General features: G+C 65.6%; 16 protein-coding genes. 10 read left to right on the top strand and 6 right to left on the bottom strand.

What is annotated here, in order from left to right:
* Nucleotides 1-14: 14 nt before the first annotated feature.
* The 8 genes from BLQ71_RS05395 to BLQ71_RS05365 all read left to right on the top strand — a co-directional run bounded on the left by BLQ71_RS05395 (nucleotide 15) and on the right by BLQ71_RS05365 (nucleotide 8,449).
* Nucleotides 15-824 (top strand): SDR family NAD(P)-dependent oxidoreductase, encoded by an 810-nt coding sequence (locus BLQ71_RS05395; RefSeq protein ID WP_069210680.1) that lies wholly within the window; start codon nucleotides 15-17, stop codon nucleotides 822-824.
* Between the two features lie 67 nt (nucleotides 825-891).
* Entirely contained in the window at nucleotides 892-2,190 is a 1,299-nt protein-coding gene (locus BLQ71_RS05390) for a M24 family metallopeptidase (protein WP_043145113.1), read from the top strand.
* 73 nt (nucleotides 2,191-2,263) lie between these two features.
* Nucleotides 2,264-3,259 carry a thiamine pyrophosphate-dependent dehydrogenase E1 component subunit alpha gene (locus tag BLQ71_RS26560; RefSeq protein ID WP_088702290.1) on the top strand — a complete coding sequence of 332 codons (996 nt, stop codon included), beginning with the start codon at nucleotides 2,264-2,266 and terminating at the stop codon, nucleotides 3,257-3,259.
* A 12-nt stretch (nucleotides 3,260-3,271) separates the two neighbouring features.
* Nucleotides 3,272-4,267, top strand: coding sequence for an alpha-ketoacid dehydrogenase subunit beta (locus tag BLQ71_RS26555; protein ID WP_088702291.1), 996 nt, complete (start codon nucleotides 3,272-3,274; stop codon nucleotides 4,265-4,267).
* Nucleotides 4,257-5,546 (top strand): biotin/lipoyl-containing protein, encoded by a 1,290-nt coding sequence (locus BLQ71_RS05380; protein WP_074620965.1) that lies wholly within the window; start codon nucleotides 4,257-4,259, stop codon nucleotides 5,544-5,546. The genes BLQ71_RS26555 and BLQ71_RS05380 overlap by 11 nt, the downstream gene beginning before the upstream one ends.
* A gap of 15 nt (nucleotides 5,547-5,561) precedes the next feature.
* The gene (locus BLQ71_RS05375) at nucleotides 5,562-6,992 is read left to right on the top strand and encodes an NAD-dependent succinate-semialdehyde dehydrogenase (RefSeq protein WP_074621015.1); all 1,431 of its coding nucleotides are present in this window, start codon (nucleotides 5,562-5,564) and stop codon (nucleotides 6,990-6,992) included.
* 10 nt (nucleotides 6,993-7,002) lie between these two features.
* The gene (locus BLQ71_RS05370) at nucleotides 7,003-7,881 is read left to right on the top strand and encodes a 2-oxo acid dehydrogenase subunit E2 (RefSeq protein ID WP_074620964.1); all 879 of its coding nucleotides are present in this window, start codon (nucleotides 7,003-7,005) and stop codon (nucleotides 7,879-7,881) included.
* Nucleotides 7,882-8,053: 172 nt separating this feature from the next.
* Entirely contained in the window at nucleotides 8,054-8,449 is a 396-nt protein-coding gene (locus BLQ71_RS05365; protein ID WP_074620963.1) for a hypothetical protein, read from the top strand.
* Nucleotides 8,450-8,475: 26 nt separating this feature from the next.
* Here the strand turns inward: BLQ71_RS05365 and BLQ71_RS05360 are convergent, their stop codons facing one another.
* Nucleotides 8,476-11,187: a calcium-binding protein gene (locus BLQ71_RS05360; RefSeq protein WP_074620962.1), complete on the bottom strand. Its 2,712-nt coding sequence runs from the start codon at nucleotides 11,185-11,187 to the stop codon at nucleotides 8,476-8,478.
* A 242-nt stretch (nucleotides 11,188-11,429) separates the two neighbouring features.
* On the opposite strand from BLQ71_RS05360, the gene BLQ71_RS05355 reads away from it, so the two are divergent.
* On the top strand, nucleotides 11,430-11,804 hold the full coding sequence (locus BLQ71_RS05355; RefSeq protein ID WP_069211686.1) for a hypothetical protein: 375 nt from the start codon (nucleotides 11,430-11,432) through the stop codon (nucleotides 11,802-11,804).
* Nucleotides 11,801-12,658, top strand: coding sequence for an alpha/beta fold hydrolase (locus BLQ71_RS05350; RefSeq protein WP_074620961.1), 858 nt, complete (start codon nucleotides 11,801-11,803; stop codon nucleotides 12,656-12,658). Before BLQ71_RS05355 ends, BLQ71_RS05350 begins: the two co-directional genes overlap by 4 nt.
* Here BLQ71_RS05350 and BLQ71_RS05345 read toward each other — a convergent pair whose 3' ends face one another.
* The 5 genes from BLQ71_RS05345 to BLQ71_RS05325 are packed head-to-tail and all read right to left on the bottom strand — an operon-like array spanning nucleotide 12,659 to nucleotide 16,852.
* On the bottom strand, nucleotides 12,659-13,561 hold the full coding sequence (locus BLQ71_RS05345; RefSeq protein WP_069211684.1) for a LysR family transcriptional regulator: 903 nt from the start codon (nucleotides 13,559-13,561) through the stop codon (nucleotides 12,659-12,661).
* A gap of 55 nt (nucleotides 13,562-13,616) precedes the next feature.
* Nucleotides 13,617-14,795: a muconate/chloromuconate family cycloisomerase gene (locus BLQ71_RS05340; protein ID WP_074620960.1), complete on the bottom strand. Its 1,179-nt coding sequence runs from the start codon at nucleotides 14,793-14,795 to the stop codon at nucleotides 13,617-13,619.
* Nucleotides 14,796-14,855: 60 nt separating this feature from the next.
* A complete protein-coding gene (locus BLQ71_RS05335; protein ID WP_074620959.1) occupies nucleotides 14,856-15,725 on the bottom strand; it encodes a dioxygenase family protein in 870 nt (289 codons plus the stop codon).
* 39 nt (nucleotides 15,726-15,764) lie between these two features.
* Nucleotides 15,765-16,286 carry a flavin reductase family protein gene (locus tag BLQ71_RS05330; RefSeq protein ID WP_074620958.1) on the bottom strand — a complete coding sequence of 174 codons (522 nt, stop codon included), beginning with the start codon at nucleotides 16,284-16,286 and terminating at the stop codon, nucleotides 15,765-15,767.
* A complete protein-coding gene (locus BLQ71_RS05325) occupies nucleotides 16,283-16,852 on the bottom strand; it encodes an FAD synthetase family protein (protein WP_074620957.1) in 570 nt (189 codons plus the stop codon). Before BLQ71_RS05325 ends, BLQ71_RS05330 begins: the two co-directional genes overlap by 4 nt.
* Between the last annotated feature and the right edge of the window lie 38 nt (nucleotides 16,853-16,890).

Below are 16,890 nucleotides of genomic sequence, written 5' to 3'. Positions count from 1 at the left end.
AGGAGGAGAGACTCATGGACCCCAACCGCCTGCAAGGCAAGAACATCCTGATCACCGGCGCCGCCCGCGGCATGGGCGCCGCCAATGCCGAGGCCTTTGCCGCCCAGGGCGGCAACGTCTGCCTGGGCGACCTTGACGGCGACGCCGCGCAGGACATGGCCGCCAAGATCAACGCGGCCGGGAACGGCAAGGCCATCGGCGTCAGGATGGACGTGACCAAGCGCGAGGACAACGCCGCCGCAGTCGCCGCCACGGTCGAGGCTTTTGGCTCGATCAACGTCGGGCTGTTCAATGCCGGCCTCAACAAGCCCCGGTTCTTCATGGATATCGACGAAGACAACTGGGACATGATCATGAACGTCAACACCAAGGCGATGTGGCTGGGCATGCAGGAAACCGCCCGCCAGATGATCGCCCAGGGACCGATGGAGGATCACCCCTACAAGCTGATCAACGTGGGCAGTATCGCCTCGCGCAAGCCGCTGGTGGACGTGACCGTCTATTGCACCTCGAAATACGGCTGTCTTGCGCTGACCCATTGCGGGGCGCTGGCCCTGTCTGAACACAACATCACCGTGAACGGCTATGCGCCCGGTGTCGTGGTCACGCCGCTGTGGGAACAGCTGGACAAGGACCTGGTCGACATCGGGTTCAAGCAGAAGGCCGGCCAGGCCTACGAGGACATCGCCCGCGACGCGCTGCAGATCAAGCGCGTCTCCTATCCCGACGACATCACCGGCACCGCGTCTTTCCTGGTCAGCGATGACAGCGACTACATGACCGGCCAGATGATCCATATCGATGGCGGCTGGTGCATCCAGTAACCAACTGATTTCCTGAAATTTTCAATCATATAACCGGGACGGCCACGGCCCCCGGAAGGAGAGCCTCATGTCGCGCGCCCTGATGCCGAACCTGCTGACCCCGCAGGATCTTGAACCGAATTGGAAATGGGAGGGCCGTCTGCCCGCCTGGGGCCATACCTCGGTCGATTTCGAACGCCGGATCGATCACGACCGCCTGCGCCGCTACCGGCTGGCCCGCACGCGGCAGGCGCTCCAGAACTCGCCCGCGGGTACGCTGCTGCTGTTTGACGTGAACAACATCCGCTATGTCAGCGCCACCAAGATCGGCGAGTGGGAGCGGGACAAGATGTGCCGCTTCTGCCTGCTGACCGGCGACGACAGCCCCTATGTCTGGGACTTCGGCTCTGCCGCGATGCACCACAAGAAATTCTCCGACTGGCTGGAACCGGATCATTGCCTGGCCGGTGTCGTGGGGATGCGCGGGACGATCCCGCCGGAATTCGGCCTGATGCGGAAATACGCCAAACAGATCGCGGGGCTGATCCGCGACGCGGGCATGGCCGACATGCCGGTGGGGGTCGATTATGCCGAAACCGCCATGTTCCACGCCCTGCAAGAAGAGGGCCTGCACGTGGTCGACGGCCAGCAGATCATGCTGGCGGCGCGCGAGATCAAGAACTGGGACGAGATCCAGCTGCTGACCCAGGCGGCCAGTATGGTGGATGGCGTCTATCACATGATCTACGAAGAGCTGAAACCCGGCGTGCGCGAGAACGACATCGTCGCCCTGTCGAACAAGATGCTCTACGAGATGGGCAGCGACGACGTCGAGGCGATCAACGCGATCTCGGGCGAGCGTTGCAACCCGCATCCGCACAACTTTACAGATCGCTATTTCCGCCCCGGCGACCAGGCCTTCTTCGACATCCTGCAAAGCTACCAAGGTTATCGGACCTGCTATTACCGGACCTTCAACATCGGCCGCGCCACGCCCGCACAGAACGACGCCTACGTGAAGGCGCGCGAATGGATCGATGCCTCGATCGCCATGATCAAGCCCGGCGTGAGCACCGACAAGGTGGCCGAAGTCTGGCCCAAGGCGGAGGAATTCGGCTTTCCGAACGAGGACGCGGCCTTTGGCCTGCAGTTCGGACATGGGCTGGGCCTTGCACTGCACGAACGCCCCATCATCAGCCGCGCGGTCAGCCTGGACCACCCGATGGAGATCCAGACCGGCATGGTCTTTGCGCTGGAAACCTACTGCCCGGCGGCGGACGGCTACTCGGCCGCGCGCATCGAGGAGGAAGTGGTGGTGACCGAGACCGGCTGCGAGGTGATCAGCCTCTTCCCCGCCGAAGACCTGCCCATCGCCAACCGTTATTGAGGCGCGGCGGAATACGCCCCGCCCTACCGGTTCGCGTAGGGCGGGGGCCACCCCGCCGTCCCCGGAGGACATCATGGCCGACACCAAGACAAACACCGAAGACTACCTGCGCATGTACCGCCAGATGGTGCGCATCCGCACCTTCGAGGACAACGCAAACCAGCTTTACCTTTCCGCCAAGATGCCGGGGCTGACGCATATGTATTCCGGCGAAGAGGCAGTCGCCGTGGGCATCTGCGAGGCGCTGACCGATGACGACCGCATCACCTCCACCCATCGCGGTCACGGCCATTGCGTCGCCAAGGGCGCGAATTTCAAGGAGATGTTCTGCGAACTCCTGGGCAAGGAGGAAGGCTATTGCCGGGGCAAGGGCGGCTCGATGCATATCGCGGACCAGGGCCACGGCAACCTGGGCGCCAATGCCATCGTCGGCGGCTCGATGGGCATCGCCACCGGATCGGCCCTGCGCGCGAAACTCCAGGGGTCCGATGACGTGACAGTCTGCTTTTTTGGCGACGGGGCCACGGCACAGGGGCTGCTCTACGAGGTCATGAACATGGCCGCGCTGTGGCACCTGCCGGTGATCTACGCCTGCGAGAACAACGGCTATTCCGAATACACCCGCACCGACGAGATCGCCGCCGGGTCGATCACCGCGCGGGCCGAGGCCTTTGGCATCGAGGCGCACCAGGTCGACGGTCAGGACGTTCTGGCCGTCAACGACCTGACGCAGAAACTGGTCGCGCGGGCCCGCAAGGGCGAAGGCCCCTTCTTCGTCGAACTGATGACCTATCGCTATCACGGGCACCATGTCGGCGACATCAACCGCGAATACTATCGCTCCAAGGACGAGGAAAAGGACTGGCGCGAGAACCGCGACCCGATCACCCGGTTCCGGGCCTGGCTGGTCAGCGAGGGCATCGCGAGTGAGGACGAGATAGAGGCGATGAACGCCGAGATCGCCGAGGATGCCTCTGCCGCCGTCGAATACGCCTTGGCGGCGAAGTACCCCGATGTCTCCGAAGTGGACATGCACGTTTTCACCGACATCGAACACGCCTGCGCCTGAGGGAGAAGAGAGATGCGAAACATCACATTGTCGCAGGCCGTCAACGAGGCCCTGGCCGAGGAAATGCGCCGCGACGAGACCGTCTTCATCATCGGCGAGGACGTGGCGGAGGCCGGCACGCCCTTCAAGGTGCTGAGCGGTCTGGTCGAGGAATTCGGCACCGAACGGGTGATCGACACGCCCATCGCGGAACCGGGATTCATGGGGCTGGCCGTGGGCGCGGCCCTGACCGGTGCGCGGCCTGTCGTCGACCTCATGTTCGGCGATTTCATCTTCCTGATCATGGACCAGCTCTGCAACCAGGCGGCCAAGGCGCATTACATGTCGGGTGGCAAACTGAAGGTGCCGCTGGTCCTGCGCACCAACCTGGGCGCCACGCGGCGTTCCGCCGCCCAGCACTCGCAATCGCTGCATGCCCTGGTTGCCCATATCCCGGGGCTGAAGGTGGCGCTGCCGTCCTCGGCCTACGAGGCCAAGGGGCTGATGAAAAGCGCCATCCGCGACGACAACCCGGTGGTGATCTTCGAAGACAAGCTGATGTACAACGACAAGGCGCCCGTCCCCGAAGAGGAGTTCCTGATCCCGCTGGGCCAGGCAAATGTCCTGCGCGAGGGGCACGACATCACCCTGATCGGTACATCCTCGATGGTGCAGGTCTGCCAGAAGGCCGCAGAAATCCTGGCCGGCGAGGGCATTGATGCCGAAGTCATCGACCCGCGCACCATCGTGCCGCTCGACGAGGCGACCTTGCTGGCCTCCGCGAAAAAGACCAGCCGCGTGATCGTGGTGGACGAAGGCCACCAGAGTTTTGGCATCACCGGGGAAATCGCCAGCCGGATCAATGAAAAGGCCTTTTACCATCTCGACGCGCCAGCGCTGCGCATGGGAGCGATGGACGTGCCCGTGCCCTTTTCGCCGGTGCTCGAGGATATCACCGTACCTACGCCCGAGAGCGTGGCAGAGAACGCGCGCCGGCTGATGTCGGGGGAGATGATCCATGCCGCATGACGTCATCATGCCCGCGCTGGGCATGGCGCAGGACAGCGGGCTGATCGTCGCCTGGCACAAGGAACCGGGCGAGGCCGTCGCAACCGGAGATGTCCTTTTCGAGGTCGAAACCGACAAGGCGACGATGGAGGTCGAAGCGCAGGCCGACGGCTTTCTGAATCGCGTCCGCGCACAGGCGGGCGAAGAGGTCCCGGTGGGCAAGGTGATCGCCGTGATCGGCGACAGCGCCGAGGAGGTGACCGACACCACCCCTGATGAGGCCGCGCCGGAGGATACGTCCGAGGACACGTCGGCCACCCTGGCGGTCCCGGACGGCACCAGCGTGATCATGCCCGCGCTGGGCATGGCTCAGGACAGCGGCCTGATCGTCGCCTGGCACAAGGAACCGGGAGCGGCGGTCACGGCAACGGACATCCTCTTTGAGGTCGAAACCGACAAGGCGACAGTCGAGGTCGAAGCCGGGCATGATGGCTATCTCGCCGCCATCCTGGCCGAGGCGGGCGAAGAGGCGCCGGTGGGCGAAACCATCGCCGTGATCTCTGCCGGGAAACCCGCCGCCCCGGTCCGCCTCGGCCGGGCCGAGGCGGCGGGCAAAGCGCCTTCTGCCGAACCCCGCCCCCCTGCCCCCGTGGCCGAACGACCCGCGCCCCGGCCGCCTGCCGTGCCAACCGGCGGGCGCATCCTCGCCTCGCCCAAGGCCCGGCGGCTTGCACTGGAACAGGGTCTGGACCTGAACCGCCTCGTTGAGGCGGGCCATCCACAGCCCTACCACGCCGCCGACATCGAAGTGCTGCGCACCCTACCCGATGAAACGGCGGCAGCCCCGGCGCAGTCCACGCGGCACCTGACCGCAGACCTGCCGCATGAGGGGTTCACGGAATTTGCCGAATGGGCCGCCGGAGAAGCCAACCTGACCGACGCCCAGGCCCTGCTGGCAGGTCTCGTGGCGGCCAGTCTTGACCGGGACAGCGTCACCATCCGTGTCGAAACCGAGGCCAGGGCGCGTTCCTACCATGTCCCCGCGGGTCCCTTGGGCGGTATCACGAGGGTTGAACCCGACACGCCGGCCGACCTCACCCTGCGCGACCTGCGCCAGAGCCGGATCAGCACGCTCGCCCTTGGGGCCGAAAGCCACCCGGTCCTCACCCTGACCGCCAATGCAGGCGGTCTCACCCTCACACTGGAATGCACCGGAGACGCCCTGAGCGCGCCGCAGGCAATTGCGCTGCTCTCCGGTTTCGCGGGCCGGATGGAGCAGCCGCTCCGCCACCTGCTCTGACGCATGGAGACCCTCATGGAATTTACCAATCTCTACATCAACGGCACATGGCGCGAGGGCGCGGAGCAGGAGCGGTTCGAGGTGCTCAACCCCGCAACCGAGGAACCGCTGGCCACGGTGGCCTCTGCCGGGATCGCCGATGCGGATGCCGCGCTGGATGCCGCCGAGGCCGCCATGAAGGACTGGGCCGCGCGCACACCGCGCCAGCGCTCCGAGGTTCTGCGCAAGGCCTGGGAGCTGATGACCGGCCGGCTGGAGCATTTCGCCCGGCTGATCACGCTGGAAAACGGCAAGGCGCGAACCGACGCGATCGGAGAGGCGACCTATGCCGCCGAGTTCTTTCGCTGGTTCGCCGAAGAGGCGGTGCGCGCCGACGGGATGATCACCCATGCGCCCGCCAGCGGCGCCCGGATCATGGTCCAGCACAAGCCCGCAGGACTGGCGGTGCTGGTCACGCCCTGGAACTACCCGGCGGCGATGGGCACGCGCAAGATCGCCCCGGCATTGGCCGCCGGTTGCGCCGTCATCATCAAGCCCGCCTCGGAAACGCCCCTGACCATGCTGGCGCTGATGCCGCTGCTGGAAGAGGCCGGCGTGCCGCCCGGGCTGGTCAACGTCCTGCCCTCGAAACGCACCGGCGCGCTGGTCGATCACATGCTGCACGATCCGCGCGTGCGCGTGGTCAGCTTTACCGGCTCCACAGGCGTCGGGCGCAAGCTCTTGCACTCCGCCGCCGACCAGGTGCTGAAACCGGCGATGGAACTGGGCGGCAATGCCCCGCTGATCGTCTTCGACGACGCGGACCTGGATGTCGCGGTCGAAGGCACGATGCTGGCCAAGATGCGCAACCTGGGCGAGGCCTGCACCGCCGCCAACCGCATCTATGTACACGAAACCGTCGCGGCGGAGTTCACCCGCCGCCTGTCCGCCGCCATGAGCGCGCTGAAACTGGGCGACGGCACCGATCCTTCGGTAGATGTCGGCCCGCTGGTCAATGCCGATACCCGTGACAAGGTGGCGGACTTCGTGGCCGATGCGGTCGCCAAGGGCGCGCGGATCGAATGCGGCGGGACGGTGCCCGACGGCCCCGGCTATTACTATCCGCCCACGGTCCTGTCGAACGTGCCGGAGACCGCCGAATGCGTCCATGACGAGATCTTCGGCCCCGTCGCCGCGATCCAGACCTTTACCGATCAGGACGAGGTGATCCGCCGCGCGAACGACACCGAATACGGCCTCGTCGCCTATGTCTTTTCCGAGGATTTCAAGCGCGCCCTGCAGGTCTGCGAACGGTTGGACTACGGGATGGTGGGCCTGAACCGGGGGTTGGTCAGCGATCCCGCCGCGCCCTTTGGCGGCACCAAGCAATCGGGACTCGGCCGCGAAGGCGGGCACGAGGGCATGCTGGAATTCATGGAAACCCAGTACATTTCCGCAAGCTGGTAAGGGGACAGGAATGACCGACGTGATTGCAGCCCCCTCGGTGCGGACACTTGCCGCGAAAAAGGGGATCGACCTGGAAAAGCTGGCCCGCGACCTGGGCCGGACCACCATCGCCCGCGAGGACCTGGACCGCGACAGCCCCTCGCCCGCGCCCGCCGGGGACAGGGCCTACTGGGAGGTGGACCACGCCGCCTACGGCCCCGTCGCGGAAGAACCGATGAGCCGGATGGGCCAGGTGGCGGCGGCGAACCTCGCGGCGGCCAACAGCCTGATCCCGCAGGTCACGCACCATGACCGGGCCGAGATCGGCGCGCTGGAGGCCTTCCGCAAATCCCTGCGGGCAGAGTCGCAGGCGCGGGGCGTCAAGCTGACCTCGCTGGCCTTTCACGTCAAGGCGCTGGCCCGCGCCCTGCGGGAGTTTCCCCGCTTCAACGCCTCGCTCAGCCCGGACGGCAAAACGCTGATCCTCAAGGATTATGTCCATGTCGGCATCGCCGTGGACACGGCGCAGGGGTTGATGGTGCCGGTGATCCGCGACGCGGATCGCAAGGGCCTGTGGCAGATCGCTGCGGAAATCACGGATCTTGCCGCGCGGGCGCAGGACCGCAAGCTGGGACCGGGCGATATGGGGGGCGCCTCGATGACGATATCCTCGCTCGGCGGCATTGGCGGCATCGGGTTCACCCCCATCGTCAACCCGCCGGAACTGGCCATCCTAGGGATCACCCGGATCGAAACCGCCACCGCCAGGGACGGAGACAACCCGCGCCCGGTGCAGATGCTGCCGCTGGATCTCAGCTATGACCACCGCGTCATCAACGGCGCCGATGCGGCGCGGTTCATGGTCTGCCTGGTGCGCCTCCTGTCCGATCCCCGGCGCATGTTGATCTAAACCCCATCCGAACGGATAGGGTCCCTCTCCCTTCACGGCCGTCGACCGTCCGGATGTCTGGATGCCCCAGGACACAGCGGCGTGCTACATCTGATCCGTGGCCAGAACGGCACGCGCGAGCGGAACGCTCACACGGCAAAATGCCGGTTTTCCCAAGACCATGAGGTGAGAGATGACCGTTGTTCTGGATACCGACCCAATCCTTCAAGAAGAGTCGCGGCTGAAGAATGCTCTTTTTGTCATTCTGCTGGATGTCGTCGGCGTTGCCGGGATCACGCTGGGTGCGAACGCGGCGGGTATGAGCTGGGGCTGGTCCCTGGCCGTGGGCGCCGCCGCCGGAGCGGCAGCCACCCTGGTCAGCATGTCCATCCTGATCGCCCTGCTGCCCGTTGCCTCGCTGCGCGCCTGCCTGCCCTGGCACAAGCCGACCGAGGACGAGATCCGACACGTCTGGGCCATCGACCTCTGGGACGCGGACGCCGAGATCGAGCGCCTGCAGGCCCGGGCACGCCGCGCGGCCATGACGACCGGACCCCGGGCGGCGGCGTCCTTGCGCGCCGCCGCCTGATCCCAGCGCCCTGTGGACAGGATTGGTCAGAGCGTGAAGTCATCCGCCGTGAGACCGATGACATTCGCCACGCGGATCTCGGCATCCACGGATCCGTTGCCGTCGATGTCGAACTGCACGATGGTCGAGCCGGTGGGCGTCTCGACCAGGCGCAATTCGGGGTTCCCTGAGGGGGCGAAACCGGCGGTTCCTCGGAACTCGAAGACACCGGGCGCAAGCCCGGCGACCACGATCAGATCGACACCCTGTTCAAAGTCCAGGATCTGATCCCGGGTCGCACCCGGCGCGGTATTGACCGCCGCCCGGAAGACGAACTGGTCCGCGCCTTCGCCACCGGTCAGGAAATCGCGGCCCGCACCGCCGGCCAGCTCATCCTCTCCGGCACGCCCGCGCAGGATGTCGTTGCCATCCCCGCCTTCGAGGATGTCATTGCCCGATCCACCGTCCAGCGTATCCGCGCCCTCTCCGCCATCAAGATCGTCGGCCCCATCCTGGCCAACCAGCGCATCAGCCCCCTGGCCACCCAGCAGCGTGTCATCGCCCGAGCCGCCATTGACCACATCCGCCTCTGATCCGCCGAGCAGAGAGTCGTCACCGGCGCCGCCCATCAGCGTGTCCGCATCACTGCCGCCGTCCAGCGTGTCGTCACCGCCGTGCCCTACCAGCAGGTCGTTCCCGGTGCCCCCGATGAAACTGTCGTTCCCGGTGCCCCCGATCAACGTGTCATTCCCGGCCCCGGCATCGACCGTCCCGCTGACCACGCCCGATCCAAGGTTGCGCAGCATGTCAGCGTCATCGCCAAGGTCCACCTCCGTGATGATGCCCCCGTTCACCACCAGGTCCGCCCCCGCATTCAGTCCAAGAGCGCCGTCGATCAGGCCGGAATTGTGAATGCGGTCGACGCCAAGGTTGCCCACGACATCGCCCACGATCGACCCCGAGTTGACCAGCAGGGACTCGTAGGAAACCCCGGTCGCGAAACGAACGGCGCCGGTCACTCCCGAGATCGCGCCGTGATTGACCACCACCGCACTCTCTGTCCCGTCGTCAATGATGATGCCAAAGACCTCGCCGTCGATCACGCCCGTGGCGCTGTTGTGGATTCGGGTGCCGGCCGTGCTGGAACTGGAGAGGACCATTATGCCCACCTCTCCCTGCAACAGGCCCGAGTTGACGAACTCGTCCCCGGTCGATCCCCGGACCGCTGACCCGTTCGAGATCACATCGCCCGTGTTCTGGATGCGGAATTCGCCCGAACTGGCGTTGTGGTAAATCCCGATGGTATCGCCGGTGATGCTGCCCGTGTTCAGGATGCTGCCAAACTCGGACGAGGAATAGATGCCATAGACGCTGGCCGTCACGGAGCCGCTGTTGGTGATAAGCCCCTCGTTCGAGGTGGTCAGCAGGCCCGAGGCCGCGCGGGACACGACCGATCCCGAATTGTCGATGCGGCCGTTGACGATACTCCCACTGACGTAGACGCCAAAAGAGAACGCGGTGACCGCGCCGGTGTTGTTGACCGTCCCGCCGCCGTCCAGGTAGATGCCCTGGCCTTCGGTCGTGACCGCGCCCGCATTGGTGACGTTGCCCCCGGTCCCGTCCAGCAGGATACCCGTGTCCCGGGCCAGGATGTCACCCGAATTGGCGACAATGCCATCAGCACCTTCGATCCGGACACCGTTCGCGCCGCCCGTGATGTCCCCGGAATTGTCCAGGCTGGCATCCGTCCCCCGCAGGTAGACCGCATCGTAGAGACGCCCGGTGATGGTGCCGCTGTTGACGACCCGCTGCAGCCCCAGGCCGGTGCTGAGTCCGTTGTCCGAGGTCGCGTAGATGCCATAACTTTCGCCAAGGATGGACCCGGTGTTGGCAATTGCCAATGCACTGCCAGCCTGGATACCGCTGTCCGCTTCGCCGGTGATGAGGCCCCGGTTGACGACATGGCCACTGTTGACAGCGAACTCGAGCCCGTTGCCCCCGGCGATAGAACCGTTGACGCCGTTGGAAATCGAGGTCCAATCGCTCTGGACATAGATCCCGTCCAGCGCCCCGGCGACGATGCCGTTGTTGGTGAAGGTCGAGTTGTCGGCCAGGGAATTGAACTCCATCCCGCGGCTCTGGCCGATGATTGACCCGGTGTTCGAGCCGGTGAAATTGGCGCCCGAGATCTGCACGCCGTCGTCGTCGGCATTGATCGTGCCCGAGTTGATGAGGACCGAATTGCCATTGGTCCCGTCGTAGTTCGCCACGACGACCCCGTCCGAATGCGCCGCGATGGAGCCGGTGTTCGTCACCCGGCCGCCATTGGCCAGGTTGATCCCGATCAGACCGGCGGTCATCGACCCGTTGTTGACGATGACCGGCTCGGTCGATTGCGATCCGCCTGAAAGGACCACCGCCGTACTGGCAGCGACGATACTGCCGTCGTTGGTGATCATGATACTGGAGCCAGTGCCGAAGATGCCGTTGAACCCCACGATCTGGCCGTTGAGGCCGATACCAATCTCGTGGTTCGACGACCCGTTCAGGTTCAGTCCCTGCGCGTTGTCCGACGCCAGGTAACCGTCGATCAGGATGGTCTGCGCGTTGGCCGAGCTGGCCACGTCGATCCCGTCATACCCCGTGCCCGAAGCCGCCAGGTAGACGCCATCACGAACGAGGATGGTGTTGGCGCTGGTGACAACGTCCAATGCGTCATCGGTTGTGGAATTCACGCTGCTCGGCAGGATGATGGCCATGATCTCAATTCCCTTTCAACTCTTAAATCAGGGCGCCGGGCGGCCACCGGAAACGAAAATGCTTCGGTCGGAAATAATGTGCGGATGGTCCATCCACCCGGCGCGCATGGCAAAGGTTAACGCGGTTTAAGACGCGGGGCAAAGCGCTATGGGTGACCTTTGGTATCGCGCCATACCGCGGCCAGCATTGCCTTGCTGGCGCCAAGGTCCGACATAGACGCAAACGCCAGAGGAGGGTCACCATGCAGGACAAACTGGAACACATGAGACAGGAGCTGGCCGAGCGGCCAGACCTCTTGCGTCTGGGCGCGCTCTTCTCGGAAACCGTCCTGCTGGAGGTGGACGCGGCGGAATACTACCTGACCTTCGACAAGGGCCAGTTGACGGCAATCACTCCCGGACCCAGCCGCAAGACCCCCTGGCGCTTTGCCCTCCGCACCGACGCAGAGGCATTGGCCGCTTTCTGGGAGCCGCTGCCCCGCGCGGGCTTTCACGACATCTTTGGCCTGGTCAAGATCGGCCGCGCCCGGATCGACGGAGATATCCTGATGCTGGTCAAGAACCTCCGTTTCTTCAAGGAATTCCTGGCCCTGGGACGCGCGGAGGTGGCAGCATGAGCATCGAGGCCATCACCGGGCGCTATGTCACCGTGACCGTCGCGGGACGCCCCCAGCGCATCTATTTCGAAGAGGCCGGCAGCGGCACTCCCGTCCTGTGCCTGCACACCGCAGGCGCCGACACGCGGCAATGGCGCCACCTGATGAACGACACCGCCGTGACCGAGACTCACCGCCTGATCGCCTTCGACATGCCCTGGCACGGCAAGTCCCTGCCGCCTGAGGGGTTCGAGCGCGAGGAATACCTGCTGACGACTGAGACCTACATCGACACGGTGCTGGCCCTCATGGACGCGCTGGAGCTGGACAGGCCGATCCTTGCCGGCTGTTCGATGGGCGGACGCATCGCGCTGCAACTGGCGGCATTGCACGGCGACAGGTTCGGCGGCTTCATCGCCATCGAGGCGTCGGACTTTCAGCCCGCTTGGTATGACATCGACTGGTTCGACCGGCCCGATGCCCACGGCGGGCAGATGGGCGCGGCTCTTGTCTCGGCGAATATCTCGCCCCATGCCCCGAGTACGGAACGCTGGAACACGCTGTGGATGTTCATGATGAGCGGCCCCGGTGTCTTTCGCGGCGACCTGAGTTTCTACACCCGCGACGATAGCCTGATTGACCGTCTCGACCGGATCGACACCGCGCAAACTCCGGTGCACCTGCTGGTCGGTGCCTATGACCTGACCTGCACCCCCGAGGACGCGCGCCGCACGGCCAAGGCCATCCCCGGCGCCACGATCGAGGTCATGGAAGAGCTGGGCCATTTCCCGATGAGCGAGCATCCCGAGGGTTTTCGCCCCTTCTTCCTGGATGCGCTGGCCCGCATGAAAACCCGACAGACCGACGCCGCCTGATCAGCCCATATCCTTCCGGACCCTGCGCGCGAATTTCTGCGCCAGGGTCTGGAAGTTACGGGTATGGACCCCCTGGTTGTCGCCGCGCACGGCAAAGGAAATCGCCGTCCCCGGGTTGAACCCCTCGTAAACCCGGAACACGACGCCATGCCGGTCCGATTGCGAGACCGAGCGCGGCACGACCGAGATGCCAACCCCCACCGAGACCAGCGACACCGCCGTCTGGTAGTCCTGCGCCAACACTTCGGAGGCGGGAATGAACCCTTCCTTCTTGCAGATCTCGATGATGTGGTCGGCAAAACTGGGCCGCGGGCGGCGCGGGTACAGCACGAATGTCTCGCGCTTGAGATCCGCCAGCGCGATGCGGTCCTGCCGGGCCAGGTCGGATTCCTCGGGAACCGCCAGGATCAGCGGTTCCTCGTGGATCGGGAAACAGCGGATCTCGTCGTCTTCCAGTGCCGGGCGCGCAAAGGCCACGTCGATCTGGCGTTCGATCAGGGCCGTCTTCAGCTCGGCGTTGTTCATTGCCGACAGGGCCAGTTCGATGTCCGGATAGAGGTTGCGAAACTCGCGGATCAGCTCTGGCAGCACGCCGTGACTGGCCGAGCCGATGAAGGCGATGCGCAAGCGTCCTGCCGCGCCCTCGCCGATCCGGCGCACCTCGCGTTCGGCCTGTTCCATCCGGTCGAGGATGTCGCGCGCTCGGGTCAGCAGGGCGTCGCCGGCCTGGGTGCGCCGGATCGCGCTGCGCGAGCGGTCGAACAGCGTCACGCCCAGTTCCGCCTCCAGTTGGGCAATCTGGCGACTGAGCGGCGGCTGGGCGATGCCCAGACGCGTGGCGGCGCGGCCGAAATGCAGCTCCTCGGCCACGGCCACGAAATAGGTCAATCGCTTGAAGTCCACGGCACTCCCCCCTTGGACCAACATCATCGGCCCGGCGGGGCGTGCCGACAAGGTATCATGCGGCGCGCACCGCCTCGCGCAGGCGGTCCTCGTCCAGATGCACGCCCAGGCCCGGCCCCTCGGGGAGGCACAGTTCAAAGTTCTCGAATTTCAACGGGTCGCGCACGATCTCCGACACATGCAGGCGCGGGCCGAAATGTTCGCAGCCCCAGTGCAGGCGCGGCAGGCTGGCAAAGACCGCCAGGTGTGCCGCCGCCCCGATGGACCCTTCCAGCAGGCACCCGCCATAAAGTTCCATCCCCGCGGCCTCGGCCACGTGCGCGGCCTGCCCCAGCGCCAGCAACCCGCCGCTCTTGACCAGTTTCAGCGAATAGACACTGCCGCAGCCCATGTTGCCTGCGCGGGCAATCTCGCGGTGGGTAAAGGCGGCCTCGTCCACCATCAGCGGGATCGGACTGTGCGCGGCAACCCGGGCCATACCCTCGAAGTCATCGCCGGGCAGCGGCTGTTCGATCAGGTCGACGCCCAGTTCTTGCAGTTGCGGCAGGTAGCGGCGGCAGGCGGCCTCGGTCCAGCCCTGGTTCACGTCGACGACCAGGCGCCGCATCCCCGGCACGCCCTCGCGCAGGCGGGTCAGGCGGCGCATGTCCTCTTCGGGGCTGGCAAAGCCCAGCTTGATCTTGAAGTCCCGGTGTTCGCGGCGGTCCAGCTTGTCCTGTGCCTCGGCCACCTCCTGGTCCGCATCGCCCGAAGCCAGCGCCCAGAGCACCGGCACGCGCGACCGCAGAGCACCGCCAAAAAGTGTCGCCAACGGCACGTCCAGCGTGCGGGCGAGCGCGTCGAAGATCGCGGTTTCCACCGCCCCCTTGGCGGAATTGTTGCGAAAGGCCGCCCGCCCCATGCGGACCGCCGCCTCGGCGGGATTCGAGGCGGAACACCCCTCCAGCGCCGGGGCAAGATAGCGCAGGATCACCGACTGGATGGATTCCACCGACTCCTCTGCCCAGCGAGGCCCGCCCAGAACCGCCGCCTCACCGATGCCCTCGATGCCGTTTTCCAGCCGCACCCGGACCAGCACGAATTCCCGGGTAGAGAACTCGGTGTTGGACAGACGGTGCTTGCGAATGCTGGGCAGGGCAAGGATGTCGGCCCGGATCTCGCGGATCGCCGTCTCGCGGGCCAGGTCACGCCCGGCGGCAAGAGTCTCGACGATCTGGGCAGCGGTTTGCGCCATGTCAGGTTCCTTCTACTGGCAAGAAACGGGCGCTCCGCAGAGCGCCCGAGGTGGGGAGGATCATTCGGCGGCGACGGCCTCTGCCGCGGCTGCCGGTTTCAGGCGGAAATCGAACTGCATGACCAGGTCGGTATCGGCGCCTTCGGGGGCCGGGGTCATGTCGCCGATCAGGCTTTCCTTGACCGCGAACACCGCATCGTTGTCGAGGTATTCGGTCTGGCTGTCGTAGATCTGGCTGATGAGCGGCTTGTAGCCCTCTTTCGAGATCATGAAGTGGATGTGCCCGGGCCGCATCGGGTGGTGGCCCATGAAGTTCAGCAGCTCACCCGCCGCACCGTCGTAGGGGATCGGATAGGGTTCGGGACGCAGGCCGACGAATTCATAGCTGCCGTCGGCCCCTGTCAGGAAACGTCCGCGGAGGTTGTAATCCGGCTGATCCGGGTCCTGCTGTTCATAAAGCCCGTTCGGCGCGTCCTCCCAGACGTCGATCCGCACGCCCTCGATCGGGTTGCCGGCCACGTCGACGATCCGGCCGGAAACGCGCACCGTCTTCTGGTTGTCGAAATCCTTCTGGACGATGCTGGCGCCCTTGGACAGGACCGGCGGGTTCTCGCGGTAGAATGGCCCCAGGACGGTGGATTCGCTTTCGCCATCGGTCACCGCGTTGTCCAGCAAGTCGACCAGCACCTCGACCCCGAGGATGTCGCAGATCAGGATGAACTCGTTGCGGGCCTCACTGGAAATCTCGCCCGCGCGGCGCATCCATTCGCAGCCTTCCAGCCATTCGCCGTGCGTCAGGTTCACTTCCTTGGCGAAGGCGTGGAAATGCTTGATGGCCGCGGTCATGATCTCGCGGTTGCGGTCGGGGATGTCGGGTTTCATCGCCCCGGTGACGGCCTCGGTGATGTTGTCGAGTGTGATGTTACGCATGTCGGTCCTCCCATTGCGTGATGATGTTCTTTGCCCTGCTCACCAGATCGCCTCGGCCAGGGGATCGCAGAGCTCTGGTGCCGGGGCCTGCCCGGCGACGGCGCCGAAACGCCCCTTGTAAAAGATCAGCGGGCGGGCGCCCGGATCGGTGGTGATGTGCCGGACATGGCCCAGGAAAATCGTGTGGTCGCCGGCCCGGATCTCTTGCGCGATGTCACAGGCGTAATGGGCCAGCGCGCCCCGGATCACCGGCAAGCCACCCAGGGTTTCGAAGGGATTGGCCAGGTCCTCGGCGGGACGTCCCGCGAAATGCCAGGCCAGCTTTTCCTGCCCCTCGGCCAGCGTGCTGACGCTGAACTGCCCGGCCTCTTGCAACAGCGACAGGATCCTGGCGCGCTCTCCGATGGATATGGCGATCAGCGGCGGGTCCAGCGAGATCGACATGAAGGCATTGGCCGTCATGCCGTGATCGCCGCCGGCGTGTCGCGTGGCAATGACGTTGACGCCGGTGCCAAAGAGACCGCAGGCGTCGCGCAACTGGCGGGGGTCAAGCGTGCTCATACCCGCACCTCCCGCGGCGCCGTCATTGGGCGCAACAGCGTCTCGGCAGCGGCCATGTCCCCGGCGGCGCGCAGGCCGCGGATGCGGGTGCTGGAGACGACCTCGCCCCCGGAACAGCGCACAGGGATTTGCAGGTCTACGTCGAACCGCTGCGCCAGCAGGGTCACGTCTCCGGCCTGTTTGCGGCCAAAGCGGAAGTCGCCGCCGACGCGGATCTCCAGCGGGCGGAGCAAGGCCAGCCGATCCATGAAAGCCGCCGGGGACAGCTCCCGCAGCGCCTCGTCAAAGGGCAGTACGACAAGGTGATCCGGCCCCAGCGCAGTCAAGCGCGCCAGTTTCTCGTCCAGCGGGCAAAGCTGTGCGGCGCGTCCGAAAAACACCTTGGGCGGCGGATCGAAGGTACAGACGACAGAGGCAACCCCCAGTTCCTGCGCCCGCCGAACGGTGCCCGTGATCAGCTGTTGATGGCCCGCGTGCACCCCGTCGAAGGCGCCGATGGTGACGACACTGGCCCCGAGGCACGGCATCGCGGCGTGACACTGGGTGGTCGGGATCAGATCGAACATCCTGGTTTCCTCCTCCTGTGCGTCCCTCCCCGGCACGC

This window comes from Antarctobacter albus (assembly GCF_900101505.1).
Taxonomy (GTDB): Bacteria; Pseudomonadota; Alphaproteobacteria; order Rhodobacterales; family Rhodobacteraceae; genus Antarctobacter; species Antarctobacter albus.
This window is presented reverse-complemented; position numbering and strand designations above follow the sequence as displayed.